General features: G+C 62.6%; 15 protein-coding genes. 10 read left to right on the forward strand and 5 right to left on the reverse strand.

Translation table 11 applies throughout. The features are described from left to right. Positions 1 to 61: 61 nt before the first annotated feature. The gene (locus ACQR0Z_RS09265) at positions 62 to 661 is read left to right on the forward strand and encodes a portal protein (protein ID WP_434918394.1); all 600 of its coding nucleotides are present in this window, start codon (positions 62 to 64) and stop codon (positions 659 to 661) included. 215 nt (positions 662 to 876) lie between these two features. Here the strand turns inward: ACQR0Z_RS09265 and ACQR0Z_RS09270 are convergent, their stop codons facing one another. Next, positions 877 to 1,185 (reverse strand): hypothetical protein, encoded by a 309-nt coding sequence (locus tag ACQR0Z_RS09270; protein ID WP_434859357.1) that lies wholly within the window; start codon positions 1,183 to 1,185, stop codon positions 877 to 879. A gap of 244 nt (positions 1,186 to 1,429) precedes the next feature. On the opposite strand from ACQR0Z_RS09270, the gene ACQR0Z_RS09275 reads away from it, so the two are divergent. Further along, positions 1,430 to 2,044 (forward strand): hypothetical protein, encoded by a 615-nt coding sequence (locus ACQR0Z_RS09275; RefSeq protein ID WP_434918395.1) that lies wholly within the window; start codon positions 1,430 to 1,432, stop codon positions 2,042 to 2,044. Positions 2,045 to 2,168: 124 nt separating this feature from the next. Here ACQR0Z_RS09275 and ACQR0Z_RS09280 read toward each other — a convergent pair whose 3' ends face one another. Continuing rightward, positions 2,169 to 2,438: a hypothetical protein gene (locus ACQR0Z_RS09280; protein WP_434918396.1), complete on the reverse strand. Its 270-nt coding sequence runs from the start codon at positions 2,436 to 2,438 to the stop codon at positions 2,169 to 2,171. Between the two features lie 72 nt (positions 2,439 to 2,510). Here ACQR0Z_RS09280 and ACQR0Z_RS09285 point away from each other — a divergent pair, with 72 nt between their 5' ends. From ACQR0Z_RS09285 to ACQR0Z_RS09305, 5 genes are all read left to right on the forward strand, one after another. Further along, positions 2,511 to 4,211 (forward strand): portal protein, encoded by a 1,701-nt coding sequence (locus ACQR0Z_RS09285; protein WP_434918397.1) that lies wholly within the window; start codon positions 2,511 to 2,513, stop codon positions 4,209 to 4,211. Then, positions 4,204 to 4,503 (forward strand): hypothetical protein, encoded by a 300-nt coding sequence (locus ACQR0Z_RS09290; protein ID WP_434859360.1) that lies wholly within the window; start codon positions 4,204 to 4,206, stop codon positions 4,501 to 4,503. Before ACQR0Z_RS09285 ends, ACQR0Z_RS09290 begins: the two co-directional genes overlap by 8 nt. Before the next feature lie 492 nt (positions 4,504 to 4,995). Then, the gene (locus tag ACQR0Z_RS09295; RefSeq protein WP_434918398.1) at positions 4,996 to 5,445 is read left to right on the forward strand and encodes a hypothetical protein; all 450 of its coding nucleotides are present in this window, start codon (positions 4,996 to 4,998) and stop codon (positions 5,443 to 5,445) included. Between the two features lie 432 nt (positions 5,446 to 5,877). Continuing rightward, a complete protein-coding gene (locus ACQR0Z_RS09300; RefSeq protein ID WP_434918399.1) occupies positions 5,878 to 6,318 on the forward strand; it encodes an SU10 major capsid protein in 441 nt (146 codons plus the stop codon). 4 nt (positions 6,319 to 6,322) lie between these two features. Then, entirely contained in the window at positions 6,323 to 6,784 is a 462-nt protein-coding gene (locus ACQR0Z_RS09305) for a CoA transferase (protein ID WP_434918400.1), read from the forward strand. Positions 6,785 to 6,841: 57 nt separating this feature from the next. Here ACQR0Z_RS09305 and ACQR0Z_RS09310 read toward each other — a convergent pair whose 3' ends face one another. After that, on the reverse strand, positions 6,842 to 7,570 hold the full coding sequence (locus ACQR0Z_RS09310; protein WP_434918401.1) for a CBS domain-containing protein: 729 nt from the start codon (positions 7,568 to 7,570) through the stop codon (positions 6,842 to 6,844). Positions 7,571 to 7,730: 160 nt separating this feature from the next. Here ACQR0Z_RS09310 and ACQR0Z_RS09315 point away from each other — a divergent pair, with 160 nt between their 5' ends. Further along, the gene (locus ACQR0Z_RS09315) at positions 7,731 to 8,093 is read left to right on the forward strand and encodes a hypothetical protein (protein WP_434876406.1); all 363 of its coding nucleotides are present in this window, start codon (positions 7,731 to 7,733) and stop codon (positions 8,091 to 8,093) included. 212 nt (positions 8,094 to 8,305) lie between these two features. Further along, the gene (locus ACQR0Z_RS09320; protein ID WP_434918724.1) at positions 8,306 to 9,979 is read left to right on the forward strand and encodes a PHA/PHB synthase family protein; all 1,674 of its coding nucleotides are present in this window, start codon (positions 8,306 to 8,308) and stop codon (positions 9,977 to 9,979) included. Positions 9,980 to 10,024: 45 nt separating this feature from the next. Here the strand turns inward: ACQR0Z_RS09320 and ACQR0Z_RS09325 are convergent, their stop codons facing one another. Continuing rightward, entirely contained in the window at positions 10,025 to 11,569 is a 1,545-nt protein-coding gene (locus ACQR0Z_RS09325; RefSeq protein ID WP_434918402.1) for an AAA family ATPase, read from the reverse strand. 25 nt (positions 11,570 to 11,594) lie between these two features. After that, positions 11,595 to 12,584: a zinc-dependent alcohol dehydrogenase family protein gene (locus ACQR0Z_RS09330; RefSeq protein ID WP_434918403.1), complete on the reverse strand. Its 990-nt coding sequence runs from the start codon at positions 12,582 to 12,584 to the stop codon at positions 11,595 to 11,597. A 229-nt stretch (positions 12,585 to 12,813) separates the two neighbouring features. On the opposite strand from ACQR0Z_RS09330, the gene ACQR0Z_RS09335 reads away from it, so the two are divergent. Continuing rightward, a complete protein-coding gene (locus tag ACQR0Z_RS09335; RefSeq protein WP_434918404.1) occupies positions 12,814 to 15,507 on the forward strand; it encodes a bifunctional acetate--CoA ligase family protein/GNAT family N-acetyltransferase in 2,694 nt (897 codons plus the stop codon). The last annotated feature ends 3 nt before the right edge of the window (positions 15,508 to 15,510 follow it).

The following is a 15,510-nucleotide window of genomic DNA, read 5'->3' on the forward strand; positions in this document are numbered from 1 at the left end:
CAACGTCAGCATTCAAATCCTGTTTCAGTGAACGCCATTTGCCAACGATATGGTTCCGATCATGCCCAGAATGTCCGATGCCGACCTCAAGACGATGCTCGCCGCCGAGAAGGCCGATGCGCTCGCTGCCGTCTCGGCGGCGCGGCTCGCCGAGGAGCGCGCCGATGCCATGGACTACTATCTCGGCAACATGAAGAAGGACATGCCGGCGCAGGAGGGGCGCTCGCGCGCCGTCTCGACCGACGTCGCCGATACGGTCGAGGGCCTGATGCCGCATCTGATGGACATCTTCGCGGGCTCCGACGAGGTCGTGCGGTTCGAGCCGGTCGGTCCCGAGGACGAGGCCGCAGCGTCGCAGGAAACCGACTACGTCAACCACGTCTTCATGCAGCAGAACCCGGGCTTCATGATCCTCTACTCGTTCATCAAGGATGCGCTTCTCTCCAAGGTCGGCATCGTCAAGGTGTGGTGGGAAGAGCGCGAGGAGGAAAGCCGGGAGACCTACTATGATCTCACCGAAGACCAGTTCGCGCTGCTGGCGCAGTCCGTCATGGAGTCGGACGGCGCGATGCGGATCGTCGCGCATACGATGCGTGGCCCGGAGCAGAGCGTCAATCTGCGCGGAGCCGACAACGATGCGGCAGCCCGCCACAGTAGCTGACGCGGGTGAGGGCGACGATCGTCTCGAACGCGCCGGATCAAGTCGGACGGCGGCCTCGAGGGCCGCGCTGAGCCGACAGCGAGCATGCTCATCCGATGAGGGCAGCGATGCCCGCAAACCGGACTGCGCAAGGCTCACCGGACTTCGGGACGAACAACTGTTTTAGTATCGTCAGGAAGTCGCAGGGCTTATCGCATCGCATTTGTTCGAACGCATCAGCCCAGCATGGCTATAGCGACGATAATCGGCGCGGATCCGACAATCCATCCCCACAGCATCCACTCGTGCCGGATCGCGAGTCTCAGATGTTCTCGACCGGGCTCGGTCAGCTTCGCGGGATCCATTGCCGTGAAGTAAAAGCCGGCCCACGTCCAAAACCAAGAGCCCGGCTTTTGGTAGCGCATGTCCGAGGCGCTCGGGGCAATATGGTTGTGGATGACGCGGATATCATTCAGCCATAGTCCCCCCAGCGGCAGGCCTGCGATCGCCCAAACACAGAGGATGCCGATTGCCGTGTAGGACATGTCTGCGGAGCTGATGAGGTGCCGATCAAACCTGATCGAGTTGTTGTCATAGATGATAGGTAGTCTAATGTCGGTCAATGAGAAAGGCAATCTTCGGCCGGACGGCATCTCCTTGGAGCTGCCGTACGGGCTTGGAGCGACATACTATTGGAATCCGGGGGCGCCGTCCGCGCCGAGGATCACGGTGACAGGAGGAGTAGGCAAGGGAGGAGGCGGGGTGCACCTCATCCACCTGAGACGAGGCATGTCCTCCGAAGACACTCTCAGGTACGGAGCGTCGGTCAACGTGCCATCGTTCAATCTCAACGCAACCATTCCGGACGCATCCGGCGTTCCGCTGCCCTGGAAGGCGAAAGTATCGTCGATCGGAGTAGGAGCTGGACTTCCCGGTGTCAGCGCGAACTTTACGGCGACACCGGAGCAGATCGCCGCTTTCATCAGGAAATACGTGCTGACCCCGATCATGGGGTTGACAGATCAGTCCGCGGCGCCTGGCCACATGCCCCAGAGTCTGCCGATCCGAATTCAGCGCGGCGCTGAGCGGCCCGTGCCTTATGCGGGACATTCGGCCGGCAGCGAGCCATTCGCGTCCGGGATCTCTCCTTGGTTCTCCGACTATGCTGACGTCCATGCGCCTCCAGCTCGCGCCGTTTCGGGAGGCCCTCCCGACCGTGTGCTCTTCGATGGTGCGTCGGTCATTCCCTACATCAAAGACGGGCGCGCGAGTCTCGGAGCTCCCGCGAATCTGGCTGCTTCCGTTGTGAGTGGCGGCTCGGGAGCCCCCGGGCAAGTGGAATCTGCCGACGGTCTTCTCGGCATGATCCAGGACTACCTCCGGGACCGTCCCGGTTCGAATTGATAGCAGCCGTACGCTGCTCTGATCTGTTGATCCGTCACGCAACGAATCCACCGTCATGACCATGGTGCTTCCGCCAGCGCCGCTGTGCTGGGTCACGGATGCAAAGGGGGCGAGACGAGCGGGATCAAGACGAGCGCGGAACATCGACGATCCAAACGAAAAGACATCGCTCTCCCCACTGCGCTCGCGACAGGAGCGCGCGACCAGCTTCGGACAGCTTGGCCGGGTCGATGTAGATCGCCGGTTTGGTCAGACCAAATCGGCGAAAGTCCGCAGAACTCGCATCCAGCGCTGGATGCCTGAGCGCAAGACGGAGCTGCGAACGCGCTCTGTGGGCAATCCCGACAATACCAGCCAACCAGCCGAGCCCGAGTAAATCGGGAAAAGGGCTCATCACGGCTCGATCCCTCGCAAATGCCGCAACCGCGAGCTGCACGCAGTACCACACGTTCGATTCTTACAAGATATGGAGAACGATTTGTCGGTCAACAAGAATGGACATTTGCGCGCAGACGGAATTTCTGTGTCGCCTTTGCAACCGGTGCCGCCGATCACGCACGACGTCACCATCGTCACCACGCGACGATACGCCCAGGCGCGGGTGATGGGCGTGCCGCCCGAGGAGTTCGGGATCGAGCGCGGTGCGCGTTCGATCCGCGACTGCAACTACTGTTTCCACGACATCGTCACCAAGACCGAGGCGCAGCTCATTGCCGAAGGATTTGACGCGGCGCAGATCAGGTCGCTCGGCGACTCTACCGGGACCACGCGCGTGGAAACCCTGGCCCGCGATACGGTCGACGAGCATTCGCAGACGTCATCGAGCGTGTCCAATGCGGGCACCCGGCTGGTCCGGATCACGGAGCATTACCTCCGGATGGACTATGAAGGCGAGGGCAGGCCGTGCCTGTACCAGATCGTTACCGGCGGTGACGAGTGCGAGATCCTGCGCAAGGATGGCCAGGACTGCATCACGCCGTTCGATGCGATCCCGTTCGCCGCAACCACGCCGGTGCCGATGACGCACCGCTTCTTCGGCCGCTCGATCGCCGACCTGGTGATGCCGCTGCAGCGGGAGAAGACGGCGCTGAAGCGGGGAGCGCTGGACAATCTCTATCTGCACAACAATCCCCGCGTCGAAGTCGCCGAGCAGAACGCCGGCCCAAACACGCTCGACGATCTCCTGGTCTCGCGCCCCGGCGGCGTGGTGCGCACCAAAACCGCCGGTGGTCTCAACTGGCAGGTCGTGCCCGACATCACCAGCTCGATCTACCCGATGCTGCAATACATCGATGCCGAGCTCGAGAGCCGTTCGGGACTGTCGAAGCAGGCGCAGGGCATCGACGCCAACGCGCTGCAGAACCAGTCTGCGACGGCCGTCGCGCAGGTCTTCTCGGCGTCGCAGATGCGCATCAAGCTGATCGCGCGGATCATGGCCGAGGGGGTTCGCGACATGTTCGGCCTGCTGCATGCCACCATCCGCAAGCACGGCCAGCAGCGCCAGACCGTGCGGCTGCGCAATGCCTGGGTCCTGGTCGATCCGCGCAGTTGGAAGACGCGCGACGACATGACGATCGAGGTCGGGCTCGGCTCCGGCGGCAAGGCGCAGCAGTTCGCGCAGACGATGGCGATCGCCAACGTGCAGAAGGAGCTGGCGATGGCCGGCAAGATCAACCTGGTCGGCGATCGCGAGCTCTACAACACGGCCGCCGAGCTGACGCGGATCATGGGCCACAAGAATCCCGGCCGCTTCTTCAACGATCCGGCCGCGGTCGACCCGCGGACCGGCCGCCTGCTGCATCCGCCGCCGGCGCCGCCGCAGCCACCGCCCGATCCGAAGCTCATCGCGGCGCAGGCGCGGGTGCAGACCGAACAGGCGATCGCGGCGCAGAAGGCCCAGCTGGCGCAGCAGCAGGCGCACAATGACCTGGTCCATCAGCAGGTGAAGATGCAGGCGGAGATCGAGCTGGCCAAGATCAAGGCCGGCCTGGATGCCAAGATCGCGCTGCTCGATGCGCATCTCAAGCCGGTCGAGGCGGCGCAAAAGCGCGAGCAGGCGCACACGGCTCATGAGATGAAGATCGCTGAAGCGGCGGTCGGCCTCGCAGCGGCCGCTGCGCACATCGATGGCGGATCTGACACCAAGACGGAGCGGCGCGATGACTGACGAGAGCCTTCTGCAACAGACGGCGGCACGGGGCGTGCGCGCGAGGGCCCTGCTCGACGATGAGCTGCTCTCCGGCGCCTTCGCTACGCTCGAGGCGAGCTACAGCGCGGCCTGGCGTCAGACGCTGATCGACGATGTCGCCGGCCGCGAGAAACTGTTTCTCGCCATCAACATCGTCAGCAAGGTGCGCGACCATCTCGGTGCGATCGTCGCCAACGGCAAGCTGGCCGAGGCGGAGCTGAAGGAGTTGGCGCAGACCGCGGAGCGGAGAAAGCGATTTGGCGTGCTGTAAGCGGGCCGCACAGAAGACCACGAAAGCTGTTGACTTGTTCTTTATTTGTTCCTTATGCTCTTAAACGACAACGGCTGGCAGTGGTCAGAATGCGAAGGTGCATCGGTCCGGCGTGCCGACCGTCTCTAACGCTTGTACGCAAGGTCGATCAGCTTCGACCGGACGATCGTCTGCCTCGACGGTTCGTTGAGCTTTCGCCATTGCCGGTCCGTGGTCAGCCAAGTCGCCCAGAACCTGCCTTGCTTTGAGCGGCAATGGCGGCAAGCGCGAGATGGCCATGAGCGTCCCGGCCCTTGAGAAAAGCCGCCACACGATTGAGATAGGGGCTGCATTGGCCGTCTGCTTGGAGTCCGCAGCGTGATGCTTGATCATCAATCGCTGGATTGATCTTTCACAAAATGACTGTTGTCGGAGTCCTCAATTGAGCGACAAGACCTCATCACATTCTCGCCCCATCGTTCTCAATCCCAATTTGGCCGGCGAGGCTGTCTCATGAGCGGCCTCATAAAGCGGTGGTATGCCGTCTTCATCGTCGATGCCATCATCAAGTTTCTGCTGCTGTACGGTAGCGCCGTCCTTGTGTCACTCGGCATGATCATCACGGGAGGGATCGAGGCCGTCATCTACTTCGCTATCGTCGCCGCCGCGATGGCGGTTTTGACCGTGACGTTTCTGATCATGGGGGCGAGGCTCGCGGCCTTGCTTCCCTGGCAATTCATCACGCAGCATCCGGTATTTCAGGTCTTTGTCGAAATCGTCTGCGCCAGCGCCATTTTCGGCATGGTCATGACGTTGCTGTTCTCCCTTGGAAGTGGCCTAGGAGGCGGCATTCGCATGGGTCTATTGCTGGCATCGACCACGTTCGTCTCGACTTTGATCACCGTGTCGTTCCACGGCATCGCCAAGCTCCTGCTCCGGCGAGCGACAGCAATCACTCGTTGACACGTCGGGCAAATCACCACGATAAACGTATCATCACAAGATTCGAAGATGCCCGCGGCCGACCGCTTGGCGCGGGCGTTTTCTTGGGCGCATGTTTGACTTGCGTCAGGATGTCTTTCGATCCGAAGCATGTCGTCGATTCGGGATTGTTCGTCTTGAGATTTGTTCGTCTTGGGACAATGTGTCTCGAGGCGACCTTGCTTAATGCAGCTCCGCCGACCTCGGTTCACCCGGGCGCCACGGCATCGACGTTCCGCATGAGCCGAACCGAGACTGACCTCTCGCGCCATCGGGCCGGCGGGACCTGAACGACTTAGTCCATCTTCAGATATTCGCAGCCGCAGGGCGGCGCGTCGCGCTTGTGTCGTCCGCTTGCGGGCGACGCGGCGGACGAACGCTCTGCGCTGGGCAACGATCATCAAGGGATCACCGATGACCACACCTACGTCTACTTTCGTCACCTACCAGGCGGTCGGCAACCGCGAAGATCTCAGCGACATGATCTACCGGATCGACCCGGTCGATACGCCGTTCATGAGCGGCGTCGACAAGGAGAAGGCGACCGCGGTCAACCATGAATGGCAGACCCAGGCGCTGGCGCCGGCCGACGGCAGCAATGCCCAGCTCGAAGGCGACGACCCCAACACCAGCGTCACGACGCCGACGGTCCGCCTCGGCAACCAGTGCCAGATCCCCTACAAGGTCGCGCGGGTCTCCGGCACCCAGCAGGCGGTCGATCATGCCGGCCGCGACAACGAGCTCGCCTATCAGGAGATGCTGAAGGGCCTCGAGCTCAAGCGCGACCTGGAGCTGAGTCAATGGAAATTTCTACGAAGCGTCAGACGGCCCGCTGTACGTGGCGTGCGCGAATGATCGGTTGTATCAACGGCTGGCGGCGGAGGTCTTCGGCCGTCCCGACCTCCTGAGTGACCCACGATTCGCAACGCGCAAGGCGAGATGGATCAACCGCGCTCAGCTCCGCCGCATCATTGCCGACATCTTCGCCTCCGACAGCATGGACGCCTGGATCGCGCGGATGAACGCGGCCTCCGTTCCGGTCGGACGCGTCCGTACAGTCGAGCAGGCTTTCAATGCGCCGGAGGTCCGGACCCGACAGCGCGTCTGTCGTCTCCCGCACGCAACGGCGGGCACGATCCCGAATATCGAGCCGCCCATTGCCATGCAGTTGACGCCGACCGTCGAGCCCTCAGCCGCTCCGCGCCTTGGCGAGCATACGGCCGCCATTCTGCGGGATCGGCTCGGATACTCTGAGCAGGATATCGAACGCTCGCGCCGGGCTGGCGCATTTGGACAGGGTGAGCCGGCCTCGCGAGTGTGAGCCTCCGCCAGAACCGTCGGCGAGGATTCGCGAGACCGGTCGTAGTCCCTCGTCAGATCAGCTGGCCTTGGCCATCTCATCGTCTTCCGGCGAGTTCAGATACATGCCGGACATGGTATCGACCCAGCAGAGATGGTCGTGGACCTTCCTGACCCCGGCGACGTTCTCGGCCGCAACAATGGCCGCCTGGCGGGAACGCTCCTCGGTGATGACGCCGCTCAGATGGACGATGCCATCCTTGGCGATGACCGACAGCCCGAACGGACACCAGTCGTTCTTCTCGAGGGTGTCGATCACGCGATTGCGAATGTGATCATCGTCGGCGGTCGGATCCGGCACCTGCCGTCCGAGGGTGGCGACGGCCTGCAGCAGGTTGGCCCGTGACACGATGCCGACCACCTGGTCGCCTTTGACCACCGGCAGCCGCTTCACGTGGTTCTTTTCCATCAGCTCCACGATCTCCGCCAATGCGGCATCTTCCGTGATCGTGAGAGGAGACCGCGTCATCACTTCAGACACCTTGCGGCCGTGCTCATGGACGAAGTCGGCGGCCGATTTCCCGGGGCCGAGAATGAAACGCAGCCAGCGGCCGCGCTTGCGTCCAGTGCCGATTTCGGTGCGGCGGATGAAGTCGCCTTCCGAGACCACGCCGACCAGCTTGCCGGCGGCATCGACCACGGGCAGGCCGCTGACGTGCTTCTGCAGCATGATGTTGGCCGCATCCACAATCGAGGTGTCCGGCGTGACGGTAATGACGGGACGGGTCATGATCTGATGGGCGCGCATGGCGAACTCCAATGTCAAAGGCTGACTGACGGTAATATGTCGCGCAGGTTGCGACTTGACGCAGGTCAATCGGCGAGGTGACCGCGTCATTGATGCAGCGCAAGGTTTTCCGCCCGGGGATCGGCTAAGGAGGGCCTCTTCCAGCGAGAGGAGAGGTGCCATGTCTGAGCTCTCCGGGGCCAAAGTCATCGCCGACGAGACGGCCGAACTGTCCGAACGTGTCGCCCTGTCCAACAAGCATGCGCTTGAGTTGCTGATCGGTTCGCAGCAGATCATGCTGGAGGAGGTTCTCTTTGCCAGCAATGAGGCTCTGGATCGCGCGCGGACCGAGACCCATCTGCTCGCCGAATTCGTGTCGAAGCTCGCCGGCGTGCATTCCGTGAAAGGGATCCAGGCCATGGTCGAGGAGTGTGGCCGGCATCAAATCGAGTTCATGAGGCGTGATTGCGATCGGCTGTTCAAGCATGGGCAGCGCCTCATCGATGCCGGCGTGAATCTCGTGGGGCAAAGGTGGCAGAACTGAGGAATGCCGGAGCGTCGCATCCGGTTGAGCTGCAGCATGAGGCGACAAGCGGCTTCGAGCAGCCCAACTCTGGTCGTTCCGGGGAGCCGATCGTGGTGGGACCAGATCATCATTTGGTAGCACCTGCGACAAAGCAGCTCGCGGAGGACGGGCATCCGGGCGCTGGAGAGTTTCAGCGCGAGGACCACGAGCTGGACAGAGCGTTCAGCGCCATGCTGGCGCGCATGACGGGAGGTATCTCGCCTGCGGCTCTTTCGATGGCGTATCTGGATTGGGCCTGTCACCTCGCGGCTGCGCCTCAGCGCCAGATCGAGATTGCGCGGGATGCCTGGCATGGCATGCGGCAGGTCGTCGAACGATCCGTTCATTTCGCCGATCCTCATCGCGCTTCCTGGGATCTGATCAAGCCGCAGGCCAACGATCACCGGTTTTCAAAGCCGCAATGGACGACGCAGCCCTTCAACCTGTTCGCCCAGGCGTTCCTGCTAGGGGAAGAGTGGTGGCACAAGGCGACGACGGGCGTTCGGGGTGTCGACCCAGCCAATGAGGCCGTGGTCGACTTCTCGCTTCGGCAGCTACTCGATATCTACGCACCGTCGAATTTCGCGGCAACCAACCCGGAAGTCCTGGAGAAGACGTTTCAGACCGGCGGCGAGAACCTCGTGTTCGGCTGGCAAAACTGGCTCACCGATCTCATGCAGGTGTTGCAGCCGACGAGTCCGACGAACAAATCGGAGTTCGTCGTCGGCGAGACGGTCGCGACCGCGCCGGGAAAAGTCGTCTATCGCAATCGGCTGATCGAGCTCATCCAGTACGCGCCGACGACCGAGACGGTTCGGCCGGAGCCGGTCCTGATCGTGCCGGCCTGGATCATGAAGTACTACATCCTGGACCTGTCGCCGCACAATTCGCTGGTCCGCTTCCTGACGGGCATGGGTTTCACCGTGTTCATGATCTCCTGGCGCAATCCCGAAGCGCAGGACCGGGACATTGCTTTCGACGACTACCGGTCGCTTGGTGTGATGGCTGCACTGGACGTGATCGGAACGATTGTTCCGGATCAGCCGATTCACGCCGCGGGCTATTGCCTCGGGGGAACGCTGCTCTCGATCACCGCTGCAGCCATGGCGCGCGATGGCGACGAGCGGCTCAAGACGATCACGCTGTTTGCGGCGCAGACCGATTTTACCGAGGCCGGGGAGCTCACGCTCTTCATCAACGAAAGCCAGGTTGCCTTCCTCGAAGACATGATGTGGGAGCGCGGCTATCTCGACACCACGCAGATGGCCGGCGCGTTTCAACTGCTTCGCTCCAACGATCTGATCTGGTCGAGGGTCTCTCGTGACTATCTGCTGGGGGAACGGGCGGCTCCCAGTGACCTGATGGCGTGGAATGCCGATGCGACTCGACTGCCGTACCGCATGCACTCCGAGTATCTGCGCAAGCTGTTTCTGAACAACGATCTCGCCGAGGGCCGTTACCGCGTCAACGGCAAGCCGATCGCGTTGTCGGATATTCACACGCCGATGTTCGTCGTCGGGACGCTCCGCGATCATGTGGCGCCGTGGAAGTCGACCTACAAGATTCACTATGAGGTCGATGCCGACGTGACCTTCGTGCTCGCCAGCGGCGGCCACAATGCCGGAATTGTCGCACCGCCGGGCGAACAGGGGCACTCGCATCAGGTCCGTACCAAGGCTGCCGACGCTCCATACCTCGGACCCGACGAGTGGCAGAGCATCTCGCCGCGTATCGAAGGGTCATGGTGGCCGGCCTGGGTCGACTGGCTTGGCCAGCGATCCGGCGCGGCGGGTGGGCCGCCTCGCCTCGGGACTGATGGGACGAACGATCTCGGACCCGCGCCGGGCGAGTACGTTCATACGTGAACTGAGCGCGGAGCTAAATCTGACAGAATTCGAGCGCAACTCGCGTCAGGTCTTGCCCGACAGGCGTGACAAGGCCAGAGCCAGGGTTGCCTCGGGTGTTCCAGACGCGTCGACCTGCCACCAGTCGAGCGCGCCGATATCATAGCTCTCCTGGTCCTTGGCGACAGCGACGGTGGCATCGGACGCATCGCCGACGCGACTTTGAATCCGGTCTTGCCGCACCTGCAAGTCGGCGATGAGAAACAGTCCGGCAAAGCGCAGGTTCAGCCGTTTCGCCAGCGCATGGATCTCATTCCGTTCGTCCGCGCGGGCGAAGACCGCGTCGACTACGACCGTAAAGCCGTGAGACAGCACGCGATGGGCGTGCGTTGCGAGTGCCTGGTAGACTGTCGCGCTGGACTGAGGCGTATAGGCGGCTGCCGGCAAGCGCTCGGTGTCCTTGATCCCAAACAGACGTTTGCGCAGCACGTCGCTGCGCAGCACGATCGCTCCAGGCGGAGGGGCCAAATGGGGAGCAAGCGCGCGGGACAGCGCGGACTTTCCAGTGCCTGAAAGGCCGCCGACGGCAATCATCATGGGAGCAACGGGGCGGATCAGCTCTTGTGCCAGTTGAAAGTAGCTCTTGGCGACCTCGAAGTTTGCCGAACGACCGGGGCTTGCGTGTTCGGATGCGTCGCGATCCAGCTTTGCCAGGAACACTTGCGCCCGGATCGCGGCCCTCATTGCCATGAACATCGGCAGGGCGGCCAGGCCATCGGTCTGGTCGGGCGAGGCGATCGCGAGATAGCGGTTCAACACATGGTTGGCCGCCGCCGTCTCCTCAACATGCAGAAGATCCATCAGGGGAAAGGCCAGGTCGTAGAGGACGTCAATCGTGGCGATCCGGTCGTCGAATTCGATGGCATCGAACAGGACGGGTTTGTCATCGATCAGGACGATATTGGCGAGGTGGAGATCGCCATGACAGCGCTTGACGTGTCCCGCGCGCGTGCGCTGCTCGAGCAAAGGCCGGAGACGTGCGAACGCGGCATGGCAAGCCGATCGAAGCTCGTCAATTCCGGCCGGATCGAAGCGCCCGCCGGCACGAAAGCTGGCCGCGAACGCGTCGATCCAATTCGGGAGGGACTCGATCCATTCGTTGGAGGAGGGGCAGACGGCGGCCTGATGAGATGCTGCGATGGCTTCTGCCAGCCGCTCGCCGAGATCGGGCGGCAGGTGATGGCGGCACCCGAGATGGTCGAGTGTCTGATCGTCATCGAAGCGACGCATCTCGACGGCATATTCGACCGGTGTGCCGGATCCGTCGATGGCGAACGATCCCTCCGGGGTCAACGTGATTGCGACGACGCCCCGATAGATGTCCGGCGCAAAGGGACGATTGACCTCCATTTCCTTGAGGCAGGCAGCCTTGCGTTGCGCGAGGGTGGAATAGTCAAGGAATGGCAGCCGTATGGCTCGCTTGACCTTGAGCGCTCGGTCCCCGGCCAGAAAGACGGAAGCCGCGTGTGTATCGATCCGGCGAACTTCCGGAAAGCGCCGGGTATCGCCCAAGAACGAGAAGACGGGGTCCTGGTCAGACGATGAGTTCATGACGCTGTTGCCGTCGTGCTGCGCTTCAGAAATCGGGGACCAGGACCGCGGCGCCGACGATGTGACCTTGCTTCAAGCGAGCCAGAACGGCGTTGGCATCAGAGAGCGGATAGGCGGTGGCATGAGTTCGAATTCGTGCATCCTTGGCGACGCGCAGGAAGTCAAGACCATCCTGTCGCGTGAGGTTGGCAACGGATATCACCTGACGTTCGCCCCACAGCAGGGAATAAGGGAAGCTTGGAATGTCGCTCATGTGGATGCCCGCGCAGACGACCCGGCCGCCCTTTCGGACCGCCCGGAGCGCGGCGGGAACAAGCTCGCCGGCAGGCGCGTAGATGATGGCCGCATCGAGTGCAACATCAGGACTCTGACCCGATCCTCCAGCCCAGACGGCACCAAGCTCGTAGGCGAGATCCTGCGCTGACTGATCATGCTCTCGGGTGAAAGCATAGACCTTGCGACCCTGCCAGCGTGCGACCTGGCCGACGATATGTCCGGCTGCGCCGAATCCGTAGAGTCCGAGCGTCTCCGCCTCGCCCGCCATGACCAGGGATCGCCAGCCGATCAGGCCGGCGCACAACAGCGGGGCGGCGGCGACCTCGTCATCGAAGCCTTCGAGCGCAAATGCGAAGTCTGCGTCTGCAACAGCGTGGGTCGCGTACCCGCCATTGCGCGTGTAACCGGTAAAGGCAGGCGCATCGCAGAGATTTTCCATTCCATGCTTGCAGAACGTGCAGCGACCGCAGGTGTGGCCGAGCCAGGGAATCCCGACACGTTGGCCCAGCTGGTGCGTGGTGACGCCAGGGCCAAGGCGGTCGATGTGGCCGACGATCTCGTGCCCGGGAATGATCGGATAAGAGATGTTCGGAAGTTCTCCGTCGTAGACATGCAGGTCGGTGCGGCAAACGCCGCAAGCGCTGACCTTGATGCGAATCTCGCCGTGCCCGGGCTCGGGGTCTGCCAGAACCTCGTGCCGGAGGGCTGTTCCAGGCGCTTGCAACAGCATCGCGTGCATCGACAGCCTCCCGGCTCATGTTGCGCGGAGGACATAGGGCATTCACGTCTTCCGCCGCTTGACCTCGGTCAAGGTCCCCATCGCGGCCAGGAGCTTATCACGCGTGCTGCAAGCTGCGGCAGCAGGATGCATCGTGACCCGGGTGCTGGGGTGATAAGTCGCGCTAGACCCACGTTGGATTGAAACTAAGATGCCGACGCGGCAAGCCGCCTGACCTTGGATCATCAAAATGTCGACCTACCGATTGCGGAACCTGCTGCTGCCCCGCTCCATCGCTTTGCTCGGAGGAAGTCCACGGCCGAATTCCGTAGGGAAAGCGATTCTCGACAACATCATCAAGGCCCGGTTCGAGGGCCAGATCGGTCTGGTCAATTCACGCTATCCGGCGATCTCGGACATTCCTGCCGTCAAAGCTCTCGACGATCTGTCGTTCGTTCCTGAACTCGTGGTGATCACGACGCCGCCTCCGTCGATTCCCGCTCTCGTTGATCGTGCAGGCGCCTTGGGGGCCGCCGGAGCCCTGATCATCACGGCGGGGCTGGGTCACGGGACAGGGTCGCTCGCCGACCAGGCAGAAAAAGCCGCACAACGGCATGGCATGCGGCTCATCGGCCCGAATTGCCTGGGCATCATGATGCCGACCATCAAGCTGAATGCGTCGTTCTCGGCGCATATGCCATGTGCGGGCAATCTTGCACTGATTTCGCAGTCCGGCGCGATTGCCGCCGGAATGGTCGACTGGGCAGCCCAGCGGGGTGTCGGATTTTCCGGCATCGTGTCGATCGGAGATCAACTGGATGTCGATCTCGCGGATCTGCTCGATCACTTTGCGCTCGATGGTGGAACCCGGGCCATCCTGCTCTACATCGAGGCGATAAAGGACGCCCGGAAATTCATGTCTGCCGCGAGAGCGGCGGCCAGGGTCAAGCCGGTCGTCGTCGTCAAGTCGGGCCGAGGCGCCCTCGCTGCGAAGGCCGCGGCAACGCATACAGGTGCTCTCGCGGGCGCAGACGCGGTCTACGAGGCCGCCTTCCGCCGGGCCGGAGTGTTGCGCGTTTCGGATCTGCGCGAGCTGTTCGATTGCGCGGAGACACTGGGACGGGTGGAGTCGCCGACGGGCAAGCGACTTGCCATTCTGACAAATGGCGGCGGCATCGGCGTGCTCGCAGTCGATCGGCTGGTCGAGCTCGGCGGCATCCCGTCAGCGCTGTCGCCGGCGGTCCATGACAAGCTGAATGCTGTCCTGCCCGCGACCTGGTCCGGATCCAATCCGGTGGACATCGTCGGGGATGCGGACGCCCAGCGGTATACGCGGGCGCTGGAGGCGCTGCTCGCCGACCAGGCCAATGATGCAATCCTCGTGATGAACGTCCAGACTGCAATCGCTTCGGCGAGCGAGATCGCAACGGCCGTGACGGAATTCGTCAGCAACTATCGAAAGCAGCACAGACGCTGGGCCAAGCCGGTGTTGGCCGCATGGGTCGGTGCGGAACAGACGGTCATCGAGACCTTGAGCGGTGGCGGCATTCCGAACTATCCGACCGAGGATGACGCCGTCCGAGGCTTCATGCACCTGGTGCGCCACCGGGAGGTGGTCGACTCTCTCGCGGCAGTCCCGCCGGCGATGCCGAGTTCGTTTGCCCCCGATGTCGAGACTGCCCGCCAAATTGTTGCGGCAGCGCTTGCCGACGACCGAACCTGGCTCGATCCCGTCGAGATCAGCCGTCTGCTGGAAGCATATGACATCGCGATGGTCCCGACATTCGCCGCGTCATCGGTCGATGAGGCGGTTGCCTATGCCAATCGGCTGTTTGCTCAAGGTGCGACAGTCGTGCTCAAGGTGCTCTCGCGCGACATCGTTCACAAATCCGACGTCGGCGGCGTGGTGCTCAACCTGACCACGGCCGAGGCGGTGCGGAACGCCGCGAACGAGATCATCGCGCGCGCCAAGGCGGTGCGTCCTGACGCCCGGATCTCCGGCGTGATCGTACAGGCGATGGTCCTTCGGGCCAAGGCGCGGGAGCTGATCATGGGTCTTGCCGATGATCCAACATTCGGCACCGTGATCGTCTTCGGCCGTGGCGGCACCGCGGTCGAGATCATCAACGACAAGGCGTTGGGCCTGCCACCGCTCGACCTTCATCTGGCGCGCAATCTCATCAATCGGACGCGGGTCTCGCGGCTGCTGCAGGCGTATCGGGACGTTCCCGCGGTGAAGCCAGATGCTGTCGCGTTGGTCCTGGTCAAGCTCGCGCAACTTGCAGCCGACATTCCCGAAATCCGGGAACTCGACATCAATCCGTTGCTCGCCGATGAGAGTGGTGTCCTGGCGGTCGACGCGCGCGTCGCGGTCGGGAAAGTGCCGCCGAGGTTCAAGGGCTCGGGTCACGCGAACTTTGCCGTGCGCCCCTATCCAACCCAATGGGAGCGGCATCTCCAGGTCAAGGATGGCTGGCGGATCTTTGCCCGTCCGATCCGCCCCGAAGACGAGCCCGTCATCCACGAGTTCCTCAAGCATGTGACGGCCGAGGACCTTCGCTTGCGCTTCTTCGCGCCGATGAAGGAGTTCACGCACGAGTTCATCGCTCGTCTGACGCAGCTCGACTACGCTCGTGCTATGGCATTTGTTGCTCTGGATGAATCAACCAATGAGTTGGTCGGCGTCGTGAGGATTCATTCCGATTCCGTCTATGAGAGCGGCGAGTACGCCATTCTGCTGCGGTCAGATCTGAAGGGGCGAGGCCTCGGCTGGGCGCTGATGCAGCTGATCATCGAATATGCCAAGGCGGAAGGCCTCAAAATGATCTCCGGAGATGTCCTGCAGGAGAACATCGTCATGCTGGAGATGTGCCGCAATCTCGGGTTCGAAGTGAAGACCGACCCGACCGAACGCGACCTGTGTAACGTCAAGCTGCGGCTGTAGGTG

Source organism: Bradyrhizobium sp. HKCCYLS3077, assembly GCF_051167555.1.
Classification (GTDB): Bacteria; Pseudomonadota; Alphaproteobacteria; order Rhizobiales; family Xanthobacteraceae; genus Bradyrhizobium.

Coding starts and splice junctions, on each gene's coding strand:
- ACQR0Z_RS09300 (WP_434918399.1), top strand. CDS start 5,878: ATGACCACACCTACGTCTACTTTCGTCACCTACCAGGCGGTCGGCAAC.
- ACQR0Z_RS09275 (WP_434918395.1), top strand. CDS start 1,430: ATGTCCTCCGAAGACACTCTCAGGTACGGAGCGTCGGTCAACGTGCCA.
- ACQR0Z_RS09290 (WP_434859360.1), top strand. CDS start 4,204: ATGACTGACGAGAGCCTTCTGCAACAGACGGCGGCACGGGGCGTGCGC.
- ACQR0Z_RS09285 (WP_434918397.1), top strand. CDS start 2,511: ATGGAGAACGATTTGTCGGTCAACAAGAATGGACATTTGCGCGCAGAC.
- ACQR0Z_RS09335 (WP_434918404.1), top strand. CDS start 12,814: ATGTCGACCTACCGATTGCGGAACCTGCTGCTGCCCCGCTCCATCGCT.
- ACQR0Z_RS09270 (WP_434859357.1), bottom strand. CDS start 1,185: ATGTCCTACACGGCAATCGGCATCCTCTGTGTTTGGGCGATCGCAGGC.
- ACQR0Z_RS09320 (WP_434918724.1), top strand. CDS start 8,306: ATGCTGGCGCGCATGACGGGAGGTATCTCGCCTGCGGCTCTTTCGATG.
- ACQR0Z_RS09280 (WP_434918396.1), bottom strand. CDS start 2,438: ATGAGCCCTTTTCCCGATTTACTCGGGCTCGGCTGGTTGGCTGGTATT.
- ACQR0Z_RS09315 (WP_434876406.1), top strand. CDS start 7,731: ATGTCTGAGCTCTCCGGGGCCAAAGTCATCGCCGACGAGACGGCCGAA.
- ACQR0Z_RS09295 (WP_434918398.1), top strand. CDS start 4,996: ATGAGCGGCCTCATAAAGCGGTGGTATGCCGTCTTCATCGTCGATGCC.
- ACQR0Z_RS09325 (WP_434918402.1), bottom strand. CDS start 11,569: ATGAACTCATCGTCTGACCAGGACCCCGTCTTCTCGTTCTTGGGCGAT.
- ACQR0Z_RS09310 (WP_434918401.1), bottom strand. CDS start 7,570: ATGCGCGCCCATCAGATCATGACCCGTCCCGTCATTACCGTCACGCCG.
- ACQR0Z_RS09265 (WP_434918394.1), top strand. CDS start 62: ATGCCCAGAATGTCCGATGCCGACCTCAAGACGATGCTCGCCGCCGAG.
- ACQR0Z_RS09330 (WP_434918403.1), bottom strand. CDS start 12,584: ATGCACGCGATGCTGTTGCAAGCGCCTGGAACAGCCCTCCGGCACGAG.